At 43.1% G+C, this 24320-nt stretch carries 17 protein-coding genes, 1 tRNA gene and 2 pseudogenes; 15 read left to right on the top strand and 5 right to left on the bottom strand.

The genetic code is table 11. The features are described 5' to 3' along the window. Window positions 1-356: 356 nt before the first annotated feature. The 10 genes and pseudogenes from ACY2VW_RS04050 to ACY2VW_RS04005 all read left to right on the top strand — a co-directional run. Window positions 357-749 carry a response regulator gene (locus ACY2VW_RS04050; protein ID WP_177269185.1) on the top strand — a complete coding sequence of 131 codons (393 nt, stop codon included), beginning with the start codon at window positions 357-359 and terminating at the stop codon, window positions 747-749. A gap of 151 nt (window positions 750-900) precedes the next feature. Further along, window positions 901-1590 (top strand): hypothetical protein, encoded by a 690-nt coding sequence (locus ACY2VW_RS04045; RefSeq protein ID WP_461877133.1) that lies wholly within the window; start codon window positions 901-903, stop codon window positions 1588-1590. A gap of 72 nt (window positions 1591-1662) precedes the next feature. Further along, on the top strand, window positions 1663-2262 hold the full coding sequence (locus ACY2VW_RS04040) for a metallophosphoesterase (RefSeq protein ID WP_349142068.1): 600 nt from the start codon (window positions 1663-1665) through the stop codon (window positions 2260-2262). An 84-nt stretch (window positions 2263-2346) separates the two neighbouring features. After that, window positions 2347-2466: transfer RNA gene (locus ACY2VW_RS04035), tRNA-Phe, on the top strand. Window positions 2467-2503: 37 nt separating this feature from the next. Next, window positions 2504-3973 carry a DUF2828 family protein gene (locus ACY2VW_RS04030; RefSeq protein ID WP_461877132.1) on the top strand — a complete coding sequence of 490 codons (1470 nt, stop codon included), beginning with the start codon at window positions 2504-2506 and terminating at the stop codon, window positions 3971-3973. 90 nt (window positions 3974-4063) lie between these two features. Next, on the top strand, window positions 4064-4378 hold the full coding sequence (tnpA, locus tag ACY2VW_RS04025; RefSeq protein WP_461877131.1) for an IS66 family insertion sequence element accessory protein TnpA: 315 nt from the start codon (window positions 4064-4066) through the stop codon (window positions 4376-4378). Then, a complete protein-coding gene (gene tnpB, locus ACY2VW_RS04020) occupies window positions 4371-4724 on the top strand; it encodes an IS66 family insertion sequence element accessory protein TnpB (RefSeq protein ID WP_287486114.1) in 354 nt (117 codons plus the stop codon). Before tnpA ends, tnpB begins: the two co-directional genes overlap by 8 nt. Before the next feature lie 152 nt (window positions 4725-4876). Next, window positions 4877-6522 (top strand): annotated as a pseudogene (gene tnpC / locus ACY2VW_RS04015) (IS66 family transposase). Between the two features lie 64 nt (window positions 6523-6586). Further along, window positions 6587-8230 carry an AAA family ATPase gene (locus ACY2VW_RS04010; protein ID WP_461877130.1) on the top strand — a complete coding sequence of 548 codons (1644 nt, stop codon included), beginning with the start codon at window positions 6587-6589 and terminating at the stop codon, window positions 8228-8230. Between the two features lie 8 nt (window positions 8231-8238). Then, window positions 8239-8651: pseudogene (locus ACY2VW_RS04005) on the top strand (transposase); the annotation flags it as partial. Window positions 8652-8881: 230 nt separating this feature from the next. Here ACY2VW_RS04005 and ACY2VW_RS04000 read toward each other — a convergent pair. Together ACY2VW_RS04000 and ACY2VW_RS03995 are read right to left on the bottom strand one after the other, a co-directional pair. After that, complete coding sequence (locus tag ACY2VW_RS04000) at window positions 8882-10588, bottom strand: sensor histidine kinase (protein ID WP_461877129.1); 1707 nt, start codon at window positions 10586-10588, stop codon at window positions 8882-8884. Continuing rightward, window positions 10585-11694, bottom strand: coding sequence for a response regulator (locus tag ACY2VW_RS03995; RefSeq protein ID WP_461877127.1), 1110 nt, complete (start codon window positions 11692-11694; stop codon window positions 10585-10587). Before ACY2VW_RS03995 ends, ACY2VW_RS04000 begins: the two co-directional genes overlap by 4 nt. Before the next feature lie 195 nt (window positions 11695-11889). Between ACY2VW_RS03995 and ACY2VW_RS03990 the strand changes: the two genes are divergently transcribed. The 4 genes from ACY2VW_RS03990 to ACY2VW_RS03975 all read left to right on the top strand — a co-directional run bounded on the left by ACY2VW_RS03990 (window position 11890) and on the right by ACY2VW_RS03975 (window position 17995). After that, window positions 11890-12807, top strand: a complete 918-nt coding sequence (locus ACY2VW_RS03990; RefSeq protein ID WP_461877125.1) for an ABC transporter permease — start codon at window positions 11890-11892, stop codon at window positions 12805-12807. A gap of 12 nt (window positions 12808-12819) precedes the next feature. Further along, window positions 12820-13713: a carbohydrate ABC transporter permease gene (locus ACY2VW_RS03985; RefSeq protein ID WP_461877124.1), complete on the top strand. Its 894-nt coding sequence runs from the start codon at window positions 12820-12822 to the stop codon at window positions 13711-13713. 131 nt (window positions 13714-13844) lie between these two features. After that, window positions 13845-15521 (top strand): extracellular solute-binding protein, encoded by a 1677-nt coding sequence (locus ACY2VW_RS03980; RefSeq protein WP_461877122.1) that lies wholly within the window; start codon window positions 13845-13847, stop codon window positions 15519-15521. Between the two features lie 68 nt (window positions 15522-15589). Then, on the top strand, window positions 15590-17995 hold the full coding sequence (locus ACY2VW_RS03975) for a glycoside hydrolase family 31 protein (RefSeq protein ID WP_461877121.1): 2406 nt from the start codon (window positions 15590-15592) through the stop codon (window positions 17993-17995). Between the two features lie 215 nt (window positions 17996-18210). On the opposite strand, the gene ACY2VW_RS03970 is transcribed toward ACY2VW_RS03975, so the two are convergent. The 3 genes from ACY2VW_RS03970 to ACY2VW_RS03960 form a co-directional block, all read right to left on the bottom strand. Further along, entirely contained in the window at window positions 18211-19398 is a 1188-nt protein-coding gene (locus ACY2VW_RS03970; protein ID WP_461877119.1) for a pyridoxal phosphate-dependent aminotransferase, read from the bottom strand. Between the two features lie 202 nt (window positions 19399-19600). After that, window positions 19601-20257, bottom strand: coding sequence for a glycerol-3-phosphate acyltransferase (locus tag ACY2VW_RS03965; RefSeq protein WP_461877118.1), 657 nt, complete (start codon window positions 20255-20257; stop codon window positions 19601-19603). A 5-nt stretch (window positions 20258-20262) separates the two neighbouring features. Beyond that, a complete protein-coding gene (locus tag ACY2VW_RS03960; protein WP_173816361.1) occupies window positions 20263-21378 on the bottom strand; it encodes an MGDG synthase family glycosyltransferase in 1116 nt (371 codons plus the stop codon). Between the two features lie 315 nt (window positions 21379-21693). Here ACY2VW_RS03960 and ACY2VW_RS03955 point away from each other — a divergent pair, with 315 nt between their 5' ends. Further along, window positions 21694-24123, top strand: coding sequence for a glycoside hydrolase family 3 protein (locus ACY2VW_RS03955; protein WP_461877116.1), 2430 nt, complete (start codon window positions 21694-21696; stop codon window positions 24121-24123). The last annotated feature ends 197 nt before the right edge of the window (window positions 24124-24320 follow it).

Genomic DNA, 24320 nt, shown 5'->3' with positions numbered 1-24320 from the left:
AACTTTCTAAGATCCTTAGCCCTCCTGCAAATGTGCCTGCCCGGGGATTTGTGCTCTGTGCGGCGGGAGGGTTTTTGCGCCTGATGATGAGGAATCTCTTAGAGAGAACCATTAAGAACCATTGCCAAAGCAAATAAAACCCGTTAAAATAGAGAGCAGATTATAAGCACAGCCGCTGGTGCCAAAAGCCGCAAATGTTGGAAAGGATGGCTTCAAGATGAGAAAATCAAAACTCCCGACAGGTACTTGGGAGAAAATGGAATCTAAACTGTGATTGGAGAGAACACAAAAGCGAACGGAAGATAGGGCTGTATGAAAGATACAAACAACAGAAATGAGAGAGGAGACTGCGGAATATGAAGGTTCTGAACTTTGAGGATAGTGTTTATAAAGCAAATGCAATTCGAAAAATATTAGGTAACCGCTGTAGTGTGGCATCGGTTGAGCAGGTGTCTAATGTAGAAGATGGTCTGAAGATGTTGAAAGATGCAGAAAACGCAGGAGAGCCGTTCAATCTGATCATAACAGATATGCATTTTCCAATGAGTTCAGGAGCTATCAGCGATACAGAAGCGGGAGAAAAGTTAGTTCAGATTCTGCAGGAGCAGGGAAATCAAATCAAGATTATCGTATGTTCCTCAAGAAATATGAAACTTTCAGGTGTGTATGGATGCATCTGGTATTCGGAAATCAGCGACTGGGAAGAAGAACTTTGTGATCTTGTAAGAGAGATGGAAAAAAGTAAATGATTTACGCGGTGCGTGATCCGTACGAACCCTGCTACACTGAAGTTGCAAAGGCTTCCGGCTTTCGTTGTGAGTGTCTTTGATTTTATACAGAAACGGTGCTGGGTAATGTAAGAGGAAACATGCGGATATTTTGTTTAGAAAAGAGGACACTATGGCATCAAGCATGATTCACTTGGCAATTGTACAGGAGATGAGAAAGGAAGTCTCGTTTCGAGATATCAACCGCCTGTTCCTTGGGGTGATTCTGCCGGATGGGGCGGTGGCGGGAAATAGCCATTTAAAGAAGAAAATCTGCGAAAATACCAGATACACATACGATCTCGAATGTTTCCGCGACAGATACGGGAAATACATGGAGAAGGATGATTTATATCTCGGCTATTATCTTCATCTGATCCAGGATATGCTATATCGGAGATTTATGTATGGGGAGCATGGCTGGAATTCGAGCGTTCCTGGAAATGTAGAAAAACTGCATCGGGACTACGAGATATTAAATGAATATGTTTCGAAAAAATATGGCCTTTTCCAGGAAATGATCCAGGAGCTGGATCTTACAGAAGAGCCATTGGCACAGCTTGCTGAATTCGATGTGAAAGGTCTTATAAAAGAAGTCCGCGGGGAATTCGTCCAGAGAAAAGAAGAGAAATTGTCCATCCTTACCAGACAAATGGCCAACGAGTACATCGTACGCGCGACGGAATTCTGCGTGGAAGAGCTAAAGGCACTGTCCAAAGGGAAATCAGGTCTGGACAGTACTGTGTGGAGCTGGGAAAAACCAGAAAACATATCACATGAAAAATTAAACCAGAAGTTAAATGCAAAAATCGAAAATATGTAATATAGTATATACAGAGCAAAGCACGGACATTCACAAAAAGAACAGAGACGTGCAGAAAGGAGAATCGGAGAAATGAATTACTACATCAGCGATCTGCACTTACTGCATAAAAACTGCATTGGTTTTGACGAGCGTCCCTTCGCGGATCTGGAGGAGATGCATGAGACAATTCTTGCAAACTGGAATCGGAAAGTAACGAACAGCGACACCGTTTACATTCTCGGGGATGCCACCTTATATGGAAAGAAAGAGGATGCTATTGCACTGGTTGCAAGAATGAAGGGGAAAAAGGTTCTGGTAAGAGGAAATCATGATCACATCGATGATTACCGGTATCAGCAGCTATACGAAGAGATCTGCGATTACAAGGAAATTCAGGACGGAATCGACGGAAAACAGTATCATCTGGTTCTCTTTCATTATCCGATTTTCAGCTGGAAAAATATGGGACATGGAACCATCCTTTTATATGGCCATACACACGACAGCATGGAGGATACGTATTATCAGGAGTGCCTGAGAAAAATGGCGGAGGAGGAATGCAGCAGACACATTTATGAGTGCAGACCGCAGGCATACAATGTGGGATGCATGAAGCCATGGATGAATTATGAACCAAGATCCCTGAAGGAAATCCTGAGCTTTAAAGAGACGGCAGAGACAGAAAAATAGAATCTCAACCGATGATATAAAGCAAGTCAGAGTGGAACAGCATTTGATACACATCAGTATCCACAAAAAAATGTGGCTGAAAATAAGGCGGTAGTTTAACGGGTAAAACCTGTGCAGAAAAATGTTTCATGTTTGTGGAACGTACAGCAAATTTTTTCTTAGAGGATAAGGCACAGAATGCAGGTTCAAGTCCTGCCCGCCTTACGCGAGTAAGATAGCTCAAAAGAAAGGAGCGGCAGCGATGAGTTTTGCAGAACAGATGCGGGAGCAGACAACAAAAACCTATACGGAAAACGGAGCAGCAGCACGGAACACAAGCGGCGATGCGCGACTGGAGCTGTTTGCATCGATTGGATCCCTGCGCAGTGCGGATCCGGAAAGAATCGAGCTTCTGTTTGCGGAAGTGTACCGGGCAGACCCGCTGTTCGCGTTAAAAATCCTGTTTTATGCACGTGATATCCGGGAAGGTCTCGGTGAGAGACGGGTCTTTCGGATTCTGCTGCAGTACCTTGCCAAATATCATCCGCAGGATGTTATTGCGAATCTCGATCTGATTGGCGTTTACGGCCGGTTCGATGACTGGTACTGTCTGGTTGGAACCAGAGTCGAAGACGAGATGTGGAAAGCCATGAAGCAGCAGCTGGAAGCAGATCTGAAAAATTTTCGGGAGGGAAAAAGCGTTTCCCTGCTTGCCAAATGGATCAAGACGGCAGATTCGAAAAGGGAAGAGACGAGAAAGCTCGGCATTCTGACGGCGCAGAAGCTCGGCTATCCGGTTTACAACTTCAAAAGAATCGTCCGTTCCCTGCGGAAATACATCGGCGTGCTGGAAGTAAAAATGTCAGAAGGAAAGTGGGAGGAGATCGTATACCCGGAGGTTTCCGGAAGAGCTATGATGATTTACCGGAACGCATTCCTGAGACATGACATGGAGCGTTTTGACCGGTATCTGATGAACGCACTGGAGGGAAAAGAAAAGATTCATGCGGAGACGCTGTATCCGTACGATCTTGTAGAAAAAATACTGCATTTCAATCCGTGGGACGAGATAATGGAAGCACAGTGGCGCCAGCTGCCGGACTATGTGGCGAAGGAAACGAATGCGATTGTCGTTGCAGATGTTTCCGGTTCTATGTGGATAAGACCCATGGCGACAGCGATTGGCCTTGCCATTTACTTTGCAGAGCGGAACCGGGGTGCTTACCACAATCTTTTCATGGCATTCAGTGAGAAGTCGGAATTTGTTTCCCTGAAGGGGGAAACGCTGGAGCAGAAAGTCCAATGTGTTAAGAGTGTTGGCTGGGGAATGAATACGAATCTGCAGGCTGCATTTGAACACGTTCTGGAAACAGCACGGGATCACGAGGTTCCACCGGAAGAAATGCCGAAAGCACTGATCGTTGTCTCGGATATGGAGATTGATGCCTGCGTGGACGAGAACTGGATGTTTTATGATCATATGAAAGAAAAGTACGAGTACAGCGGCTATCGGCTGCCGAACGTTGTTTTCTGGAATGTGAACAGCCGCCATGACCTTTTCCATGTCGACAGCAAAAGAAAAGGGGTTCAGCTGTACAGCGGAGAGTCGGTTACGACATTCCGGAATCTCCTGGGTAACATCGACACCACGCCGGCGGAAGCGATGGAACAGATCATCGAAAGCGAGCGGTATGCGTGTGTCAGAACGGGGGATGCGGAAGAAAAGATGTAACGTTGGTAAGTAGGTAATCATCCGTATCTGTTTTTTCATTTTTTATTCTGCTACAATCTCCTTAAAACTTAGGAGGTATTCTATATCACTATGAACAAAGAAGAAAAAGCAAAACTCTGGTCTGACCGTATCCAGCAATGTCAGACCAGTGGGAAAACATGTAAACAATGGTGTGCAGAAAACGGTATCCCTTTATCTACGATGGGATACTGGGTCCGTAGACTTGCAAAAGAAGAGCCGGCATCCGAATCTGAACAGGATATGGTCTTTGTCAGACTTCCGTCTGAACAGGAAGCTTCACCGGTGCGTATTTTTATCTCAGACAGTATCCGTATTGAAATATCTGATTCCTGCAGACCGGAACTGATGGAATCTATACTGGGATTCCTGCAGCGCCATGCTTGACCTGGCAGGAGGAACAACGGTATATCTTTCCTGCGGAGCCACTGATCTGAGAAAAAGTTACAATGGTCTGGCCGCTATCATCAAATTAAAATTTCACCTCGACCCATACTCACGCTGCATGTTTGCGTTCTGTAACCGTCGGCGTACTTCTATAAAGATCCTCCAATGGGACGGATCCGGATTCTGGATCCTGATGAAACGGCTCGACCGTAATGCCTTCCACTGGCCGGATACTCCGGACGAACTCCGTCAGGTGACTCTGAAAGAGATCCACTGGCTGTGTGACGGACTTTCCTTAAATCCCAGGGGTGCATTTGAGGAACACCATCCAAAGATCATTCTGTAAGCATAAGACAGCGGAGCTGTCAATCCCGTAAAAATCATGAAAAATACCACATCTTCCTGCATATTTCCTATATCCGGAAACGCAGTTTTCCATAGGAAAACAGCTGGGATCATGGTATACTTTTAATAATGATAAAGCAGGGAGGACAGGACATGGAACCAATCTTTACAGATAAACAGCTGAATAACATGAGCCGTGAAGATCTGATCTCATTGATGAAGATCGTACAGGAACAGACAAAGAAGAAGGATACGGAGATCCAGCTGCTGAAGGATAAACAGAAAGAACTCGAATTCTTAAATGCCATGCTCTCTGACCGTCTTACCCTTGCACAGAGAAAACAGTTTGGGGCATCCAGTGAAAAATATGCCGAAGGCTATGAACAGATGAACCTGTTCAATGAGGCAGAAGCCAGTGCGGATGCGGAAACAGAAGAACTTTTTGAAGAGATCCGGCCATCCTCTTATAAACGTAAAAAAGGAAAGGAAAGAAGGAAGAAGATCTTTCCAATTTTGAGACCGTTGAGACCAGGACCTATAAACTGGAAGGGGAAGCCCGTTACTGTCCGGAATGCGGAAAAAAATACAGCGTAGTAACAAAGGAGACCGTAAAACGTCTGCGTTTTATACCTGCAAAGTTTGAGGTTGAAGAAGAGATCACTTATGTATACAGCTGTCCGGAATGCGGATCCATGAAACGTCCGGAAAAAGAACCTTCCCTGATCCGTGGGAGCATTGTTACGCCTTCCCTTGTCGCCGGTATCATGAACGCTAAATATGTAAACGGGATGCCTCTGGCACGCCAGGAAAGAGAGTTTGCCAGATATGATCTTGATCTTTCCACAAAGACTATGGCAAACTGGATCATAAACTGTGCAGACCGATACCTGAAACCGCTGTATCAGCTGATGAAAGAGGAACTTCTGGAAAGCAGATATATCCATTGTGACGAAAGCCGGATCCAGGTACTCGGAGAACCGGATCAGAAAGGGACGACCCAGAACTGGATGTGGGTATATCTCACGGATGAATTCAGTGGTTCCCCGCAGATGGTACTCTTCGATTATGAAAGGACCCGTGCGGGATATCATACTGTAAACTTTTTAGGGGACAGGTTTCATGGGTATCTGACCTGTGATGGATATCAGGCTTATCACAGTTTAGGGTAAGGTATCATAGTAAGCGGATGCCTTACCCATGCAAGACGACGTTTTGATGCAGCCCTCACAGCATTGAAAAAAGACTTTACAAAAGAACAGCTGAAAGAGACCGTTGCATATCAGGCGATGTCAAGGATCGGGATCCTCTATAAGATCGAGAAAATGATCCACAATAAAACACCGGAAGAAAAATATGAGGAGCGCCAGAAACAGTCCCGTCCGGTTATGGATGCCCTGTTTGAATGGCTGCATACGATGGAAGATTCTGTAGACAGGTCTTCCCTTATTGGTGATGCCATTTTGTATACGCTTAATCAGGAAGCATATCTGAAACGCTATCTGGAAGATGGCCATCTCAGTATAGACAACAACAGTGCAGAACGTGCGTTGAAAAACTTTGCAGTGGGACGCCGCAACTGGCTGTTTGCCAAAAGTGTACGGGGAGCTGATGCCAGTGCCCTTGTTTACAGCATTACAGAAACGGCACTTCTTAACCATCTGAAACCATACGCATATCTGACTTATATATTGGATGAACTCAGAAAAATGGGAGCTTTTCCTAAAGAGAAAGAGTTAAAGAAACTGCTTCCATGGTCAGAAGATCTTCCGGAATACTGCCGTACTAAACTAAAAAAATAATACTAAGCCATCTGATAGAGAATCTGGCAGACAGCCAGGAACAGTATCAGATGGCTTTTATAAAATGTCATATACAGATGATTACCTACTTACGATAGAGCAGCTTCTGCAAAACTGGGGCGAAGTGAACCTTTTTACCAGACCGCGGCGTTTTGGAAAAACCTTAAACATGAGTATGCTGAAGTGCTTTTTTGAAATCGGAACAGATGTTACATTATTTGACGATCTTTATATTTCGGGGAAAAAAGAACTGTGTGAAAAGTACATGGGAAAATATCCAGTTATCTTTCTTTCACTAAAAGACGTCGATGGGCTGAGTTATGAGGAAGCAGAAAATGCGTTTGTACAATTGATTGGAAGGGAAGCAGCAAGGTTTTCTTTTTTGCGGGAAAGTACGAAACTTTCTGATGTTGAGAAGAAACAGTATGATGCTTTTACCATAATAAAAAATGGAAAATACTGGATGGATAAGGGATTTCTGGTTTCCTCATTGAGAGTTTTATCGCAGCTTTTATGTCGTTTCTATGGTCAGAAAACGCTGATTCTGATAGATGAATATGATGTACCGCTGGACAAGGCATTCCAGCATGGATATTATCCTCAAATGGTATCCCTGATTCGGGGCATATTTGGACAGGCCCTGAAAACAAATGAGTTCCTGCAGTTCGCAGTCCTGACAGGGTGCCTTCGAATTTCAAAAGAAAGTATCTTTACCGGATTGAATAATTTTAAAGTATATGCTGCAGATGATGTCCGGTATGAGGAAGCGTTTGGATTTACAAAGGAAGAGGTAGAAAAACTTCTGGCGGATTACAGACTGCAGAATCATTTTGGGGAAGTGAAGGAATGGTACGACGGTTATCGCTTTGGAAATGCGGACATTTACTGCCCCTGGGATGTTATGAATTATGTGGATGACTTATCAGGAAATGATAAAGCACAGCCGAAGGCCTACTGGATCAACAGTAGCGGAAATGATCTTGTAAAACGGTTGATTGAAAAGGCCGATACAACGACCAGAGATGAGATTGAGCAGCTGATCACCGGAAATGCAGTAGAAAAGAGAATTCGTCTGGATCTGACGTATGATGAGATCGATCAGCGAATCGAAAATATGTGGAGTGTATTGTTTACGACAGGATATCTTACACAGACCGGCAGTGAAACGGATGGAAGATACAGACTGGTCATTCCGAATAAAGAAGTGCGTGAGGTCTTTATTCTCCAGATCAGAGAATGGTTTGAACAGGTGATTGCAAATGACAGGGCATCTACGGAGAAAATCAACCGTGGATTTCTTGAGGGTAAAACCGAGGATATTCAGCAGGAACTGACTATGTTTCTCAGCGAAACAATCAGTATTCTTGATACCAAGGCGAGAAACGAAGAAAAAGAAATCTTTTATCATGGCATTTTACTTGGCATTCTGAAAAATAATTCCGGCTGGGCAGTCAAATCAAACAGGGAATCAGGAAATGGTTTTGCGGATATTATGATCAAGCCGAAAAATCCAGATACCGGAATTATTCTGGAGCTAAAATATGCACGCTCCATCAACGATCTTGACCAGGCATGCGAAAGAGCGCTGAACCAGATCAAAGATCGTGGATACGATCAGGAACTCAGGGAAGATGGGCGCAATGACATTTTGGCGTATGGGATTGCGTTTTGGAAAAAGCGGTGTAGGGTTGTGGTGGAAAAAATGTAAAAGATGGATTTGTTTTAGAAAAAGACAGGAAAGCGTTTGCAACGGAGCTGAAGATCATCTACCAGACTACAGACGAAAAGAAAGCCCTGGCAGCTCTGAACTGGGTGACGGAAAAATGGACACCTAAATACCCGAATTCCATGAAACTCTGGAAAGATAACAGGGATGCGATCTCCCTGATCTTCAAATTTTCAGCGAATGTCAGAAAGGTCATTTATACGACCAATGTGATCGAATTGCTAAATTAACCTACCGCAAGCTAAAACGTCAGAGAAGCGTATTTCCAAGTGACACCTCACTTCTGAAAGCTTTGTATCTGGCTACTTTCGAGGCGACAAAAAAATGGACGACCACAATCCGAAACTGGGCACAAGTGTACGGAGAACTGAGTATTATGTATGAAGGGCGTTTACCGGAATAAACGGTTTGGCCCGGTCTGAGACGGGCGGGATTCCCGCCTGCTCTTGACATGCCATTTTTTAACTGTTATATATAAAGCAAGGGCAAAAAGCTCTATCCATAAACTTTTTGCCCTTCACATCATAGAAGAATCTTATTTACAGACTTTTTCTCATAGTCTCAAGAAATCCTCCAATAGCTGCGTCTGCCTGTACAATCATAAAAATACATTTTTAGAGTAACAAATATGTATCAGTCATTTACTACAATTTTTTTGCCAAATTTTAATAAGACATATGTTCCCATATCTTTTGTACTGTGAATCGTAAGTCCATATTCCGGCCCGTAATATAAACGTATTCTTTGATGAACATTTTTAACGCCATATCCCTTGCTGTCTTGGGTAAGAATCTGAACGCATTGCTCATCAGACATTCCGCATCCATTGTCCATAACTTTAAAAACAATATCCTCTTTTTCCTGATAACAGGAAATGGACAAAATTGCTTTGCCGGAACATTCACGATGATCTAAACCGTGAATGATTGCATTTTCTACAATTGGCTGAAGAACTAAATTCGGTATCTGATATTCGAGTACACGGTTATCAATGTCATACACAACATCAAAGGATTGTGAATGCATGATCTGCTGAATGGAAATATAAGATTTTGTGTTTTCTAATTCAGATGCAATTGTGGTAATTGGCTGACCTTTATTGAGCATAGTTCGATAAAAAGTTGAAAGTAATCTTGCCATTTGGCTGATATCATTTTGGCCGGCAATAATTGCCTTACTATTGATTAAGGAAAGACTATTGTAAAGAAAATGAGGATTGATTTGGAATTGAAGAATAGCAATCTCATATTTCTGCTGTTTGATTTTGGACAGAAGAACCTCGTTTATCAAATTGTTTATTGTGGATACCATTTTTTTAAAAGACGAGATCAGTTGTCCCACTTCATCGGTAGTATTATAACTAATTTCAATTTCGTAATTTCCCTGCTCAACCTGTTCCATATTAGCAGATAATTTTTCAAGGGGTGAGACAATAACTTTGGATAACAGTGAACTTACCAGAAAAATAAGTATGAGGCATAATAAAATCATCGCCAAAACAACATAAGTGATATTTATAGCAGCTGCAGATATAGAATTGGTGGGTCGGTATAAAGCAACCGTCCAGTCAAGACCGGGAAGTTTTTCAGTTTCTGCAATGTAGTCTGAAAAATCATGATTAAGATCTTGAGAGGATATTTCAGAAATGGAATATTTATCAGATATGTTGCTATATTGGTACATGATTTCTCCAGAGGCATCTGACAGCAAAAATCCATAGTTATCACTAAAGAGATTTTTAGCGGAAAGCAAGGGAGATTGAAAGTTGATAGCCATGCAGATAATACTGGTATATGGTACATAGTTATAATGCATCTGACCTAGGAGATACAGTGTCTTTTTATCTTGAGATAAAGAAAAAAACGGTACAGTTGAAGTGCAGGCTTTCTCAAACCATACCTCATTTTTTGCATCTGTAAGTGGACGAAGGATATTACCATGAGGATAGATAGAAACATCGGTATAAATCGTAATTGCTGTAATGTCTGTGTTGAGAGAGCGAATTGTTAAAAATAAAGGATCAATGGTATCGCGGTAGGTGATATACATTTTAGAATTAGAATCATATTTTTGCGAAAGAGCAAGACGGATATTTTCGTTCCATGTGATCAGATCCATGGTGGAAAGGTAGGAATCAATTTTATGATTTAACTGTGTTGCTTCCTGGTGAAGCGTTTCCTGAATGGCTGTTTTTTCGCGCTCCATTAAGAGAGACCGCATTCTTGTATAAGAAAACAGTCCCAGTAATAAGAGTGGAATTAAGCTGATTACTACGCTAATTCCAATGATTTTTTTCTGAAATTTTAAATTGAGAAAGAATTGTTTAAGTCTTGTGATCATAACTCTACCCCTTGACGAAATCGTTCAGGTGTTGTTCCGTACAATTTTTGAAAGCTTTTGCAAAAATAAGAAGTATTCGGATAGCCTACTGCCTGACTGATATCAGTAACTTTCATGTTTGTGTTAAGTAATAGTTCTTTTGCTTTTTCCATTCGAAACTGTTTGATATATTTATTTAGAGTACAGCCAGTAACTTGTGCGAACATATTGCTTAGATAATTAGGATTTAAATATACCAAATCAGCCAGTACATTTAACGATAAGTCTTCTTTATAATGCGTATGAATGTATTGTTCTACCTGATATATGGCATAACTGGAAGCATTCTGTTCCTGTTGAAAGCTATCTATCACTTGAGACAGATAGCTTTCGATCATTTTTACAATATCTGAGAAATGGCGAAAACTATATACATCTTTTGCAATATTTTGCAGAGTTTCATACGATTGCGCAGGAAGTACACTAAGAAGCATTTTCAGCAGAGTAGTGCAGGTATGCCGAATATAGATGTGTGATAAATTAGGAATATCTGCATAGATATCTAATAGTTCGTGTACTTGTTGGGAAAGTAGTTCTGATTGTTTCGATTTGATAGTCATTTCAATATTTTGCAGCAACAGGTTTGTGGTTGCATCAATGGAAGCATGGCTGATTTTACTATGATGTATTTCGTGTGTAACATCATGGAAATGTGCTTCAATGTATTGTTCGGAATTTGTAAATTCTATTTTGTGGGAGTCCAGATGCTCCACAATATCTGTCAATAGTTTATGAAATTCATCTGGGTCAATTGGTTTTAGAATATAATTCACGGCTTTTAGGGAAAGGGCAGCTTTTACATAAGAGAAGTCGTCATAGCCACTGAAAAATAATACTTCTATATCAGGATTCTTTTCTTTAACCTGGCTGACCAGTTCAATGCCATTTAGAAAAGGCATCTGAATATCGGACAGTAGAACGTCTACATGGTGTTCCGTTATGAATTTCAGAGCATCTCGTCCATTTGAGGATTCTAATATACAAAAAACATTCTTAAAATCGTTTAATAAAAAACGAATCAAAGCGCGCTCGTCTGCTTCATCATCCACAATTAATAATGTATACATAAAGTAACCTGTCTTTCAAATGTATTATTTTGACTAAAAAAATTATAACATAATTAATTTGAAATAACAATTAAATCAAATATAACAACTGTAAAATGTTTCATGAATCTGTAAAGTGTTATATTTACCAAAAGGAATCTAAAAAATATACTAAATATATAGCCAATGAAACAAATAGAAAGGAAGGAGCTACTTATGAAAAAAAAGAATAGTGGGGAAAAAATAGCCATAAGGCGGGCAGAGATTTTTTATCATTTAATGGTATGGCCTGGATTGTTATTTCTGATCGTGTTCAACTATATTCCCATGAGTGGAGTTATTATGGCATTTCAGAATTTTGTGCCAGCTAAGGGATTATTAGGCTCAGAATTTGTTGGATTGAAGCATTTCATCTACATGCTTCAATTGCCAGACATAGAAAAGATCATTAGAAATACACTGGTGATTGCTCTTGGAAAAATGATATTTGGAATGATTTTTTCCATAGCGTTTGCGATTTTGTTAAATGAAATCCGGCAGAAATTTATGAAGAAAACGGTCCAGACCATTGTGTATCTTCCTCATTTTTTGTCGTGGGTTGTGTTAGCATCGGTTGTGACCAATATGTTTGGACTTGATGGTTCTGTCAACCAGTTTTTTACTTCTGTAGGGCTTGATAAGATTAATTTTCTTGGAAATAGCAAAGTCTTTCCAGGATTGATTATTGGAACGGACGTGTGGAAAGAATTTGGCTATAATTCCGTCATATATCTGGCAGCAATCACAGCTATTGATCCGGGACTGCATGAAGCAGCAACGATGGATGGTGCTTCGTGGTGGAAAAGAGTGTGGAATGTAACAATACCTGGAATGCTTCCCATTATCCTGCTAATGACAGCGATGAATCTAACGAATATACTTAGTGCCGGATTTGATCAGATTTACAATTTATATTCGCCAATTGTATATGAGACGGGAGATGTACTGGATACCTATGTGTATCGTATTGGTCTGGTAGGCAGACAGTATAGTTTTGGTGCCGCAGTGGGCTTGTGTCGTTCGGTAGTTGGAATGATATTGCTGATATCGGCAAATGAATTAACCAAAAAACTGACGGATCAGAAAATTTTTTAGGAGGTGAATTTAATGGTCGAGAATAGAAGTTTTCATTCCAAAATGAGGACAGCTATTATTTATGTGATTGTTTTGATGTTGGGCCTTATATGCCTGTTTCCACTCTTGAATATTCTGGCGATTTCTTTCAGTGGCAGTGCTGCTGTTATGGCAAATAGAGTAGGTGTGCTGCCGGTGGATTTTACATTGACTGCGTATAATAAAATTCTTTTGGATGAGCAGTTCTGGCATTCCTTTATGCTTTCGGTTATCCGGGTTATTCTTACGCTTGCACTTAACCTTGCATTGACAATTCCTATGGCGTATGCGATGACGAAGAGCAAAAAAGATTTTTCTGCCAGAAATATTTATATGAATCTTTTGATTTTTGCCATGTTATTCAATGGAGGAATGATACCGACTTATATTCTAGTAAGAAATCTGGGACTTTTGAATTCTATCTGGTCGCTAGTGCTTCCGGGTGCACTTCCGATCTTCAATGTAATTATGTTAATGAACTTTTTTCTGGGGATTCCAAAATCATTAGAGGAGGCAGCGCTGATCGATGGAGCCAATCCATTTCAGGTGTTGTTAAAAATTATGGTTCCTTGTGCAAAACCAAGTATTGCAACAGTATCGTTGTTTAGTATTGTGGGGAGTTGGAATGACTTTTTCAGCGGATTGATTTATATGCAAAAGGTTAAGGACTATCCGATCATGACATATATCCAATCTCTGAACGTGGATATACAGGAACTGCTGAAAAGTGGTGTTACAAGCACTACATTAGAAAATGCCACAGAGCTTTCTAATAAAAATCTGAATGCAGCTAAAATTGTTGTAGCAGTAATCCCGCTTTTGATGATTTACCCTGTACTGCAAAAATATTTGATTTCTGGAATGGTCATGGGATCTGTAAAAGAATAGGAACTGGAAAATAAGAACTGTAAAATGTTTCATGAATATGTAATTTGTTATATTTACACAAATTGTTGTTGAAATATATACTAAATACATCAATATTATGATACATAAATACATTTATGGAGGGAAGTTTTATGAAGAGAGACTATTTAACAAAGTTGATAAGCGTTGCAGCAGTAATGTCGTTAGTATTATCGACAACGGCGTGTTCTAACAACACACCATCGGAAAAGAGTAGTACAGACAATGCATCATCCAATCGTTCGGATGATCCAATTCAGGTATCAATGGGTAGACAGACATTGCAGAATGTTACATTTCCAGATGGGGATTCCTATGAAGATAATGCCTACGTAAGAATGACAGAGAAAGAATTAAATATCGATATCACAGATGAATTTGAAGCAACGGGTGATGATTATGACAGACAGGTTTCTTTGGCATTATCAGCAGGAGAAATTCCAGATATGATGAAAATCAACAGTCTGGATACATTAAAGGAATTATATGAAAACGATATGATTGCTGATTTGACAGAAGTTTATGACGAATACGCAAGTGATTATATCAAATCGCTTTATGATTCTTATGATGGCAGAGCACTGAAGAATGTAACTTTTGATGGAAAGATGATGGCATTACCAGCAACAAACGGAGATAACGGTCCAAGCATGGCATGGATTCGGAGTGACTGGCTGGATCAGATAGGGCTGGACATCGATGAAGATAAAGATGGTATTATTAAAATAGAAGATTTGGAGACTGTGGCAAAAGCTTTTATGAAGGAAAATCCTGCAGGCGTAGAGAATGTAGTTGGCATGGCTTTTGCACCATGGTTGACAAGTAATGATCCGGATGGAACATTTAGCATGAATTCCATAGCATATGCAATGGGAGCATTTCCAAAGACATGGATGGAAAAAGATGGAAATGTAATTTATGGATCTACTACAGAGGAAATGAAACAGGCTCTTTCTGTAGTCTCCGGCTGGTTTCAGGAAGGAATTCTTGATCCGCAGGTCGGAACAAGAACCTGGGATGATATTACAGCTCTTCTGGTAAATGGACAGTGCGGTATTGCCTTTGGTGTATGGCATATGCCAGGCTGGCTGTTAAGTAATGTATATGCTTTAAATGATCAGGTGACATTTGAGCCATATGTTGTGGAAGATGCAAATGAAATGATTAATTGTAAACACAATGATGCAACAAATGGTTATATCGTTGTGAGAAAGGATTTTTCTAATCCGGAATTAGCAATTCAGATTGCAAATCTGTTTTATGATTCCTTGGTAAATGATCCTTCACTTCTTGAAAAGTACCCAGAGGTGGAAGAATATGTTACGAGTGGTGTTGACGGTTCCACCAGACCATTTAACATTGAAATCAATGCATATACATCGCTTTTAGATGATTATGATGAAATGATGAAAGGTATCAATAATGAACTGGCATTAGAAGATGTAAGTAATTTGGAAACCCGCACAAATATTCCTGCTATTCAGAGATATCTGGAAGGTGATGTAGATGCCGATAACTGGTCGAGATATGAGTGCCGTTTTAAGGGTGTGGGTCTGATCAAGTCTATTACAGAGAACAATAAATATGAGTGGATCACTCCTATTTTCCCGCAAACGACTTCTACCATGGAGACGAACTGGGCAAATCTGGAAAAGTTGGAAGAGGAGACATTTATTAAAATTGTGACAGGTGATATGGAAGTCGAAAGTGGTTTTGAGCAATTCGTAAAAGACTGGAATGCACAGGGCGGAGACCAGATCATAAAAGAGATTTCAGAACAGCTGCAGTAAAGTTATATTCATACAGCCATGCCAGAGCGGCATGGCTGTATGAATTCTTATACAAAAATAGAAAGGGTATGCTAAAAGTGAAAAAATATTATCAAATACAGACAAAGTCTAAATGCAGAAAAGAAAATATGGTAGAAGGTGAGTGTTATCGTATCAGTGTTTTAACATCAGGGCTTGTTCGATTGGAATATTCAGAACAGGGAATCTTTGAAGATAGCCCAACGCAGAGTATCTGGAACAGAGATTTGGGATTATGTGAATATCAGGTGGTAGATTCAGAGAATCAGTTGGAAATTATCACGGACAGAATCCATCTGTATTATGATAAACAGCGTTTCAGCCGTAATGGCCTTTTTATCCATGTAAAAGGAAGTGCAGTACCATTTGGAAATGTATGGCATTATGGAGATACGGAATATTCATTTGGGGAAGGAAATTTCAAAGGAACAGCCAGAACATTGGATGGTGCAAATGGGGAAGTGCCATTGGAAGATGGACTAAATGCTATAACAGGCTATGCAGTGCTGGATGATAGTAAATCTTTATTGATCAGAGAAGATGGCTGGGTGGAAACACGGAAGAATCCAGAAGAAGATCTGTATTTTTGGGGATACGGAATGGATTATCTGACGTGTATACAGGATTTTTACAGACTTTGCGGAGCAACACCAATGGTTCCACGATATGCATTTGGCAATTGGTGGAGCCGATATCACAAATATACGGAGAAAAGTTATCGCGGACTGATGGAACGGTTCAAGCGGGAAAATATTCCGTTTTCCGTTGCAGTAATTGATATGGATTGGCATCTGGTAGAGGTAGATGCGCGTTATGGAAGCGGCTGGACAGGATATACATGGAATCGGGAATTATTTCCAGATCCAGATGCTTTTCTGAAATGGCTTCATGAACAGGGACTTCATGTGACACTAAATGTACATCCGGCAGAAGGGGTACGGGCCTATGAGGAGGGGTATAAAGAAATGGCCAGGGCGATGCAGATGGATGATGATAGTATTGATAAAGAATTGCCAATTCCTTTTGATATAGCGGATGAAAAATTTGTGGAGGCATATTTTACCTGTCTGCATCATCCGCAGGAAAAAGCCGGGGTTGATTTTTGGTGGATAGACTGGCAACAGGGCAGTTTATCTAAGGTAGAAGGTCTGGATCCCCTCTGGATGCTAAACCACTATCATTTTCTGGATAATGGACGGGACGGAAAGCGTCCAATGACATTTTCAAGATATGCGGGACCAGGAAGTCATCGTTATCCAGTTGGATTTTCAGGGGATACCATCATATCGTGGAAATCACTTGATTTTCAGCCTTATTTTACAGCGACAGCGTCAAATATAGGGTATGGAATGTGGAGTCACGATATTGGAGGGCATATATCAGGAAGCAGAAACGATGAACTGAGTGGAAGATGGGTGCAGTTTGGTGTATTTTCTCCCATTATGCGTCTGCATTCCTCGGACAATCAATTTAATTCCAAGGAACCATGGCACTACAGACCAGAGATCCGCATGGTGATGGAAAAATTCTTAAGATTTCGACATAGAATGATTCCATATTTATATACCATGAATTACAGGCAGTATGCAGAGGGAATCCCTATGGTATTACCGATGTATTATTGGTATCCGAAAGAACAGGAAGCCTATAAGGTGCCAAATCAATATGCATTTGGAAGTGAAATGATGGTGGCAGCAGTGACTTCTCCTTGTATTAAGACGTTGTACATGGCGAAGACAACCGTATGGATTCCACAAGGGGAATGGTATGATATATTCACAGGATTGCGTTACCACGGTGGCAGAAAAATGAATTTGTATCGTGATATAACATCCATTCCGGTGTTGGCTAAGACAGGGGCAATTATTCCGTTTCAGGACGATTACATGGAAAATGCGAATGAAAATCCTAAGCAGTTGCATCTTTATGTATATACTGGAGCAGATGGTTCGTTTACTTTGTATGAGGATGACAATATAACAAATGCTTATCAAGAAGGGATTTGTGTGAGAACCAGTTATGAATGGCATGAAGAGGAGGGGTGTCTGTATATATCCAGTGCAAAAGGAGAGAAATCTTTGATTCCTGAAAACAGAGAGTATGCAGTTACTTTTTGTGGTATAAGGGAGGCAAAGGCTACATGCAAGGTTTCATCTGCTGGCGGAAGAATAGAAACCGAAATAAAGAAGGAGGATGACGTAACAGTCTTATTAAAGAATGTGCCGTTGGATCAGGATATTGTGTTGGAGTTGAGGGAAAGAGTGTACAGGGATAACGATATTGTGAATCGCTGTTATCAAATTTTAGATCGTGCAGAAATTGAGTATGATCAAAAAGAACGTGCATTTAATATGATCAAAGCGGAACAGGACAAAACATGTTTGTTAGGAAAACTACTGGTGCTAGAACTGGAAAGTGATTTGTATCATGCATTAGCAGAAATAATCATCGCATGATAGAAGATTCAAGCGAAAAGTAATGATTCAGAAAAGGACTCCGTTCATGGGATTTGAAGAGAATACCTTTTGTCAGAGATTTCTCTGGCATTGGAAAATGCTTCAAGCAGATCCCGTGGACGGAGTTTTTTTCTAAGAAAAGATCGGATTTTTCAACAGAAGATCTTTTCTTTTTCATAAACTTAAACAACACAGTGCGTTTGAAAAATCCGTCCCTATGCGAAATATTTTTTCGCCAGCTTCTCAAACGCCGGCAGTGCCCGCTCAATCTGTGCGGTTGTCACGCAGTACGCGATCCGCACAAATCCCGGCGCGCCGAAATCATCGCCCGGAACGAGAAGCAGTTCGTATTTCTTTGCTTTTTCGCAGAAAGCGTACGCATCCGTTTCCGGGGATTTCATGAAAAGATAGAAAGCGCCGTCCGGGTGAACGCAGGTAAAGCCGTAGGAGCTTAACGAATCATACAGTAGATCGCGGTTCTTTTTGTAAACAGACAGATCAGAAACCTGTCCGGCACATTTTGCAATGACATGCTGGATGAGGCTCGGTGCGCAGACGAAACCGAGGGCGCGTCCGGCTCCGCAGACAGCGGCGTAAACGGTTCTGGCATTTTCTACTTCATCCGGTACAAGAACATAGCCGATACGTTCGCCCGGCAGAGACAGCGATTTACTGTAGGAGTAGCAGACCAGCGTGTTTTTATAATATTTGGTTAGACAAGGAACTTCCACGTCCCCATAGACGAGTTCGCGGTACGGTTCATCGGCAATCAGATAGATCGGATGGCCGTAGGCGGCGGATTTTTCTTCCAGAAAAGCGGCAAGCTGACGGATGCTTTCTTCAGTATAAACAACGCCGGACGGATTGTTCGGGGAGTTGACGAAGACACCTTTTGTGTGCTCATTGACAGAAGCAGCAAGCTGGTCAAAGTCGATCTGGAAGGTGTCCGGGTTGGCCGGAGTTTCTGCCATCGTTGCACTGGCAGATTCGATGAAGACGCGGTATTCCGGAAAATATGGAGTGAAGACCACATATTCATCGCCCGGAAGGGTCAGTGCGCCAAGGACAATGCGGAGGGAAGCGGCAGCACCGCAGGTCATGTAAAAGTTATCGGCGCCAAAAGAAGTGCCAAAGCGTTCATTCAGGTTCGCTGCAATGGCAGCGCGGGTGTCGGCATCTCCCTGTGCGGAAGTGTAACCGAACAGATAGTAGTCATCCCGGGAATCAAGCAGTTCTTTAATTGTCTCATGAATGGAAGCCGGAGCCGGGACGTTTGGATTTCCGATGCTGAAATCGAAAACATTTTCCGCACCGATTTCGGCGGCACGTTTTTTACTGTATTCAAAGATTTCACGGATGACCGATTTTTTGGTACCAAGAGTTACCATTTTTTCTGAAAGCATATGAAAGATCCTCCTGAAGTTGTTCTGGCGGGTTTTCTGCAGATTTACAAGAAGTTCCCCTTCTGTTTCCCATGTGTTTGCGATGCATGTGCCATTTGGGTGTGCATGGACAGCCGAGGGGTCTTTTTGCATAAAAGATATTTAAAAATGTTTTCCGAATTTCACAGGAAAAGATAAAAAATGCGGAAAATCCGGGAGAATGTTAATGTTTTTTCTGTCTGTCCCTTATTTTAGCAGACAGAGACTGAATTGTAAATGAAACATTTTCGGATTCGTACCGTCGGAAGCTGAAAAAGTGGCGGTAGCAGACGACCAGTGACACGAGCAGACTTCCGAGCCGTACGGACGGCAGAAAGCGGGAAAGCTGAGCGGCGGCTGCGAAGCCTGCGAAGGAAGCAATTGAGCGCAGATTGTGCGGCTGGATAATCAGAATCAGCGAAAAGGTAAGGTAAAACGCTGCCAGCAGAAGTGCCGGCCGCAGGTCCGGCAGGAGACCGAGCAGTACGCCGAACGAGACAGAGATCGCCTTTCCACCTTTCGCCGGCTGCAGAAACGGCCATGCATGACCCGCCACCGGGGCGAGCAGAATCAAAGCGAAAAGCCACGAACCCATCGAAACCGCAGAGCTGTGTACTGCCAGAAACACCGGCAGAAAGCCCTTCCAAATATCGCACAGAACGCAGAACAGTCCGACGCGCGGTCCAGCCGCAGAAAATGCGTTGAATGCGCCGGGATTCTGGTCCTCATTCGCGGTTCGGACATCCACATGGCAGAAGTGCTTTGGAATCAGATACGAGTACAGCACACTGCCGGAGAGATAGCCGAATAAAAGATAAAACAGATAAATCGTCATCCTCATAAGTATTACTCCGAAACTAATTTTTCTAACAGATGCGTAATCGCCGTTCCTGCCTGCGGATGGCTGTTTTCCCGCTGTGCATCGCGCATCGCAATCTGACGCGCATCATCCTTTGCAAGTGAAATACCGGCATCTGCCAGTTCTTTCTGATGCGTGCCGGTCACGGACATTCCGCGGGAGACAAAGAAGGCGCGGTTTTTCGTCTCGCACCCGGGAATCGGATCGGTATGGACAAGCGGAACGCGCCGTACAGCCGCCTCTGTACTGCTTAAGCCACCGGGCTTTGTAAAAAGAACGTCAGCGGCCGCCATATATTCCGCGACATGGCGCGTAAAGCCGACGACATGGACATTTGAATTTTTATGGAACTGCAGCCGGAGAGAACGCGCCCGTTTCTTGTTATTTCCACAGATAATCACAACCTGTTCGCCGTTTTTCAGGCGGGAAACGAGCTCATGCGCGAGCAAATGCACCTTGCCGAATCCCATGCTGCCGCTCATGACGAGAAAAAGAGGAGCATCCTCGGGAAGGCCGAGATGGCGGCGCACATCTTCTTTCGACGCCGGACGCGAAAATGCGGGCCGGACCGGAATGCCAAGCGGGAGCAGTTTTTCCTTTGAAATGCCGTACGATGCAAATTCCGGAATCAGATCTTTGTGCGGAATGACATAATCATCGCAGTTTGTCTCCTCCCAGAACGGAATGCAGGCATAATCTGTGGCGATGGCGACACATGGAATGGTCAGCAGCCCTTTCTGTTTCATCCAGGTCAGTGTCTCCGCCGGATAAAGGTGCGTTGTGACGACACCATCAAAATGATTTTGAACGATATAATCGGCGAGTGCATTTCCAAGCCGCGCATTCGCATAATAAACCGGTGATTTCCCCGGGACGCGGCGCACCAGCTCGCCGAGCTGATAGGCAGCGCCGAATCCGGCCGGAAAAACGGAGACGAGTTTTACATAAGCTCCGCCGACCAGCGCGGACGTATGTTTTCGCCCGAGACGCATCAGGTCCAGCACTTCAGCTTCGTGGTGATGAAATTCCAGACTCTCTTTCAATGCGAAGGCCGCCGCATTGTGGCCGCCTCCGGTATTGCACGATAAAATCAGTATTTTCATAAAAACAGACTCCATTCCTAACGAGATCAAAAGCAGAGCAAAAGAGCTACTGCCCTTATGAAGTAAAGTATAAAACGCCGTTATTTTCCGGACAAGCCCCAAAAGCAGGAAAATGTCCGAGCGCGTGCCTGAAAGAGAGCAACATCACAAAAAGTTGGTAAAAATACAGCAAAATTGAAAGAAGAAAAGAAAAAATATGGTAATTCTGCTGATAAACCAATTGACATCCCATCAAAAACTTCGTATCATAAAGACAGAATGGGGCGCGTTCGGAAAGCGATCTGCGCACCGAAAAATACAGGAGGTAAGCTTAAAATGGGTAAATGGCAGAGAAGTCTTTACCAGCCGGTTCTGCCGCTGGGAAAAGACGGAAAAAGGGTAACAGGAAGCGCGGAACATATCGCACTTTCCAGAAAAGCAGCAGGCGAGGGTATGGTTCTGGTAAAAAACGAGAACGACACACTGCCGCTCGCAAAAGGCACAAAGGTAGCCTTATTCGGAAAAGGAACGATTGATTACGTAAAAGGCGGCGGCGGAAGCGGTGACGTTACGGTCGAGTATATCCGCAACTTCTACGAAGGCATGAAGATCAAAGAAGCCGAGGGGGAGGTTTCTCTGTTCCATGAGCTGCCGGAATTCTATGAGAAAAATGTAAAAGAGCAGTATGCTGCAGGCGCTGTACCGGGCATGACAAGAGAGCCGGAAGTACCGGATGAGCTGGTAGAAAAAGCAAGAGCATATACCGATACCGCAATCATCACCATCTGCCGTTTCTCCGGCGAGGGCTGGGACCGCAAATGCCAGATCAACGATGAAGGCTATGAGCTGTTTGAGGATGAGAAAAAACAGATCGAGCTGAGCGCCAGCATCTTCGAAAACGGCGACTTCTGCCTGACAAACGGCGAAGCAGCCATGGTAGAAAAAGTAAAAGCAAACTTTAAAAATGTCATCGTTGTCATGAATGTCGGCGGTATGGTTGATACCAGCTGGTTCAAAGACTGCAAAGAGATTCCGGCGGTGCTGATGGCATGGCAGGGCGGTATGGAAGGCGGCCTCGCGGCAGCGGACGTTGTAACAGGCGACGTCAACCCATCCGGTAAACTGGTTGATACCTACGCAGCAACCCTCGAGGATTATCCATCCACCGAGAACTTCCATAAATCCGTTTATTACGTGGATTACAACGAGGATATCTACGTTGGTTACCGTTATTTCGAGACGATTCCGGGCGCAGCGGAGAAGGTCAATTATCCGTTCGGCTTCGGTCTTTCCTACACCAGCTTTGAGACAGAAGTTCTGGGGGCAGAAGAGAAGGATGGAAAGATTGTTGTAAAAGCAGCTGTTACCAACACCGGAAAACGTGCCGGAAAAGAAGTTGTACAGCTCTACTATGGCGCACCGCAGGGCAAGCTTGGCAAACCGGCCAAAGAGCTCGGCGCTTACCGGAAAACAAGACTGCTGCAGCCAGGCGAGACACAGAGAGTCGTTCTTTCCTTTACAGTGGAAGATATGGCATCTTTTGATGACCTTGGAAAGGTTGCAAAATCTGCCTATATTCTTGAGGCAGGAAGCTACGTCTTCTACGTTGGAAACAATGTAAGAGATGCGAAGAAACTGGACTTCACCTACGATCTGGCAGAGGCAAAAGTGACTGCACAGTACACCAGCCTTGCCGCTCCGCATAAGCTGGAAAAACGTCTCCTTGCGGATGGAACCTACGAAGCGCTTCCGACCGATAACGGCCCTGTCGAGGAAGAAGGACTGGAGCGTCAGGATAAGCTGACTCTGGAAGGTTTCCTCCCGGCAGTCAAAGCACAGGAGAGAAAGAGCTTTGGCGAGCTTATGGAAGCAGCAAAGACGAATCCGAACCTGATGAATGTGGTCGAAGGAAAAGAAACGCTCGACGAGTTTGTAGATAAGCTTCCGACAGAAGCACTTATTCATCTGCTCGGCGGTCAGCCGAACACAGGAGTTGCCAATACGTTTGGCATGGGAAATCTGCCTGAGTACGGCATCCCGAATATCATGACCGCAGACGGACCGGCAGGCCTTCGCATTCAGCCGCAGTGTGGCGTCAACACGACCGCATGGCCGTGTGCAACATTGCTTGCCTGCACCTGGGATCCGGAGCTGATCGAAGAGATCGGTAAAGCCGGCGGAGAGGAAGTCAAAGAAAACAACATCGGCATCTGGCTGACCCCGGCTGTCAACATTCACAGAAGTCCGCTCTGCGGAAGAAACTTTGAGTATTATTCCGAGGATCCGCTTGTAGCCGGAAAATCCGGTGCGGCAATGGTACGCGGTATGCAGTCCGAGCATATCGGGGCAAGTGTGAAACACTTCTGCTGCAACAACAAAGAAACAAACCGAAAAGACAGCGATTCCCGCGTTTCCGAGCGTGCGCTGCGTGAGATTTACCTGAAAGCCTTCGAGATCATCGTAAAAGAGGCAGATCCATACACAATCATGTCGTCCTACAACCTGATCAACGGCGTTCAGGCATCTGAGAACAAGGATCTTTTGACCGGTATTCTGCGCGGTGAGTGGGACTTTAAGGGAATGGTAACGACCGACTGGTGGACACACGGCGAGCATTACCGCGAGACAAAAGCCGGAAATGATATCAAGATGGCAAACGGATACGAGGAGCGCGTACAGGAGGCATTTGAGAAGGGATACATCACCCGCGACGAAATCGCTCTTTGTGCAAAACGAATCCTGACCATGATTCTTCGCATGGACTGATGTGGATGCATGTGAATAAATAAAGAAAAGTGTGGATAACACATAAAAAAATCGTATGCTGTTGTGGAAAAAGCAACAGCATACGATTTTTTACTTTCCGGACAGGATTCATTCCTGTTTACACGGCAATGATCTGTAGCAAGACTCTGGCGACCGCAGCGCAGTAAAAACGAGCGGAAACTACAGGAAAAAAACTG

It is taken from the genome of Fusicatenibacter sp. (assembly GCF_977045365.1).
The sequence above is the reverse complement of the archived record's forward strand: the minus strand, read 5'-3'. Positions and strand labels throughout refer to the sequence as shown.

Bases quoted from the DNA above. Each gene is read 5' to 3' on its own strand.
- ACY2VW_RS03980 (WP_461877122.1), top strand. From the start codon at position 13,845: ATGAAGAGAGACTATTTAACAAAGTTGATAAGCGTTGCAGCAGTAATG.
- ACY2VW_RS04040 (WP_349142068.1), top strand. From the start codon at position 1,663: ATGAATTACTACATCAGCGATCTGCACTTACTGCATAAAAACTGCATT.
- ACY2VW_RS04045 (WP_461877133.1), top strand. From the start codon at position 901: ATGGCATCAAGCATGATTCACTTGGCAATTGTACAGGAGATGAGAAAG.
- ACY2VW_RS03965 (WP_461877118.1), bottom strand. From the start codon at position 20,257: ATGAGGATGACGATTTATCTGTTTTATCTTTTATTCGGCTATCTCTCC.
- ACY2VW_RS03985 (WP_461877124.1), top strand. From the start codon at position 12,820: ATGGTCGAGAATAGAAGTTTTCATTCCAAAATGAGGACAGCTATTATT.
- ACY2VW_RS03975 (WP_461877121.1), top strand. From the start codon at position 15,590: ATGCTAAAAGTGAAAAAATATTATCAAATACAGACAAAGTCTAAATGC.
- ACY2VW_RS03970 (WP_461877119.1), bottom strand. From the start codon at position 19,398: ATGCTTTCAGAAAAAATGGTAACTCTTGGTACCAAAAAATCGGTCATC.
- ACY2VW_RS03955 (WP_461877116.1), top strand. From the start codon at position 21,694: ATGGGTAAATGGCAGAGAAGTCTTTACCAGCCGGTTCTGCCGCTGGGA.
- ACY2VW_RS04050 (WP_177269185.1), top strand. From the start codon at position 357: ATGAAGGTTCTGAACTTTGAGGATAGTGTTTATAAAGCAAATGCAATT.
- tnpA (WP_461877131.1), top strand. From the start codon at position 4,064: ATGAACAAAGAAGAAAAAGCAAAACTCTGGTCTGACCGTATCCAGCAA.
- ACY2VW_RS03960 (WP_173816361.1), bottom strand. From the start codon at position 21,378: ATGAAAATACTGATTTTATCGTGCAATACCGGAGGCGGCCACAATGCG.
- ACY2VW_RS04010 (WP_461877130.1), top strand. From the start codon at position 6,587: ATGTCATATACAGATGATTACCTACTTACGATAGAGCAGCTTCTGCAA.
- ACY2VW_RS04000 (WP_461877129.1), bottom strand. From the start codon at position 10,588: ATGATCACAAGACTTAAACAATTCTTTCTCAATTTAAAATTTCAGAAA.
- ACY2VW_RS03990 (WP_461877125.1), top strand. From the start codon at position 11,890: ATGAAAAAAAAGAATAGTGGGGAAAAAATAGCCATAAGGCGGGCAGAG.
- ACY2VW_RS04030 (WP_461877132.1), top strand. From the start codon at position 2,504: ATGAGTTTTGCAGAACAGATGCGGGAGCAGACAACAAAAACCTATACG.
- ACY2VW_RS03995 (WP_461877127.1), bottom strand. From the start codon at position 11,694: ATGTATACATTATTAATTGTGGATGATGAAGCAGACGAGCGCGCTTTG.
- tnpB (WP_287486114.1), top strand. From the start codon at position 4,371: ATGCTTGACCTGGCAGGAGGAACAACGGTATATCTTTCCTGCGGAGCC.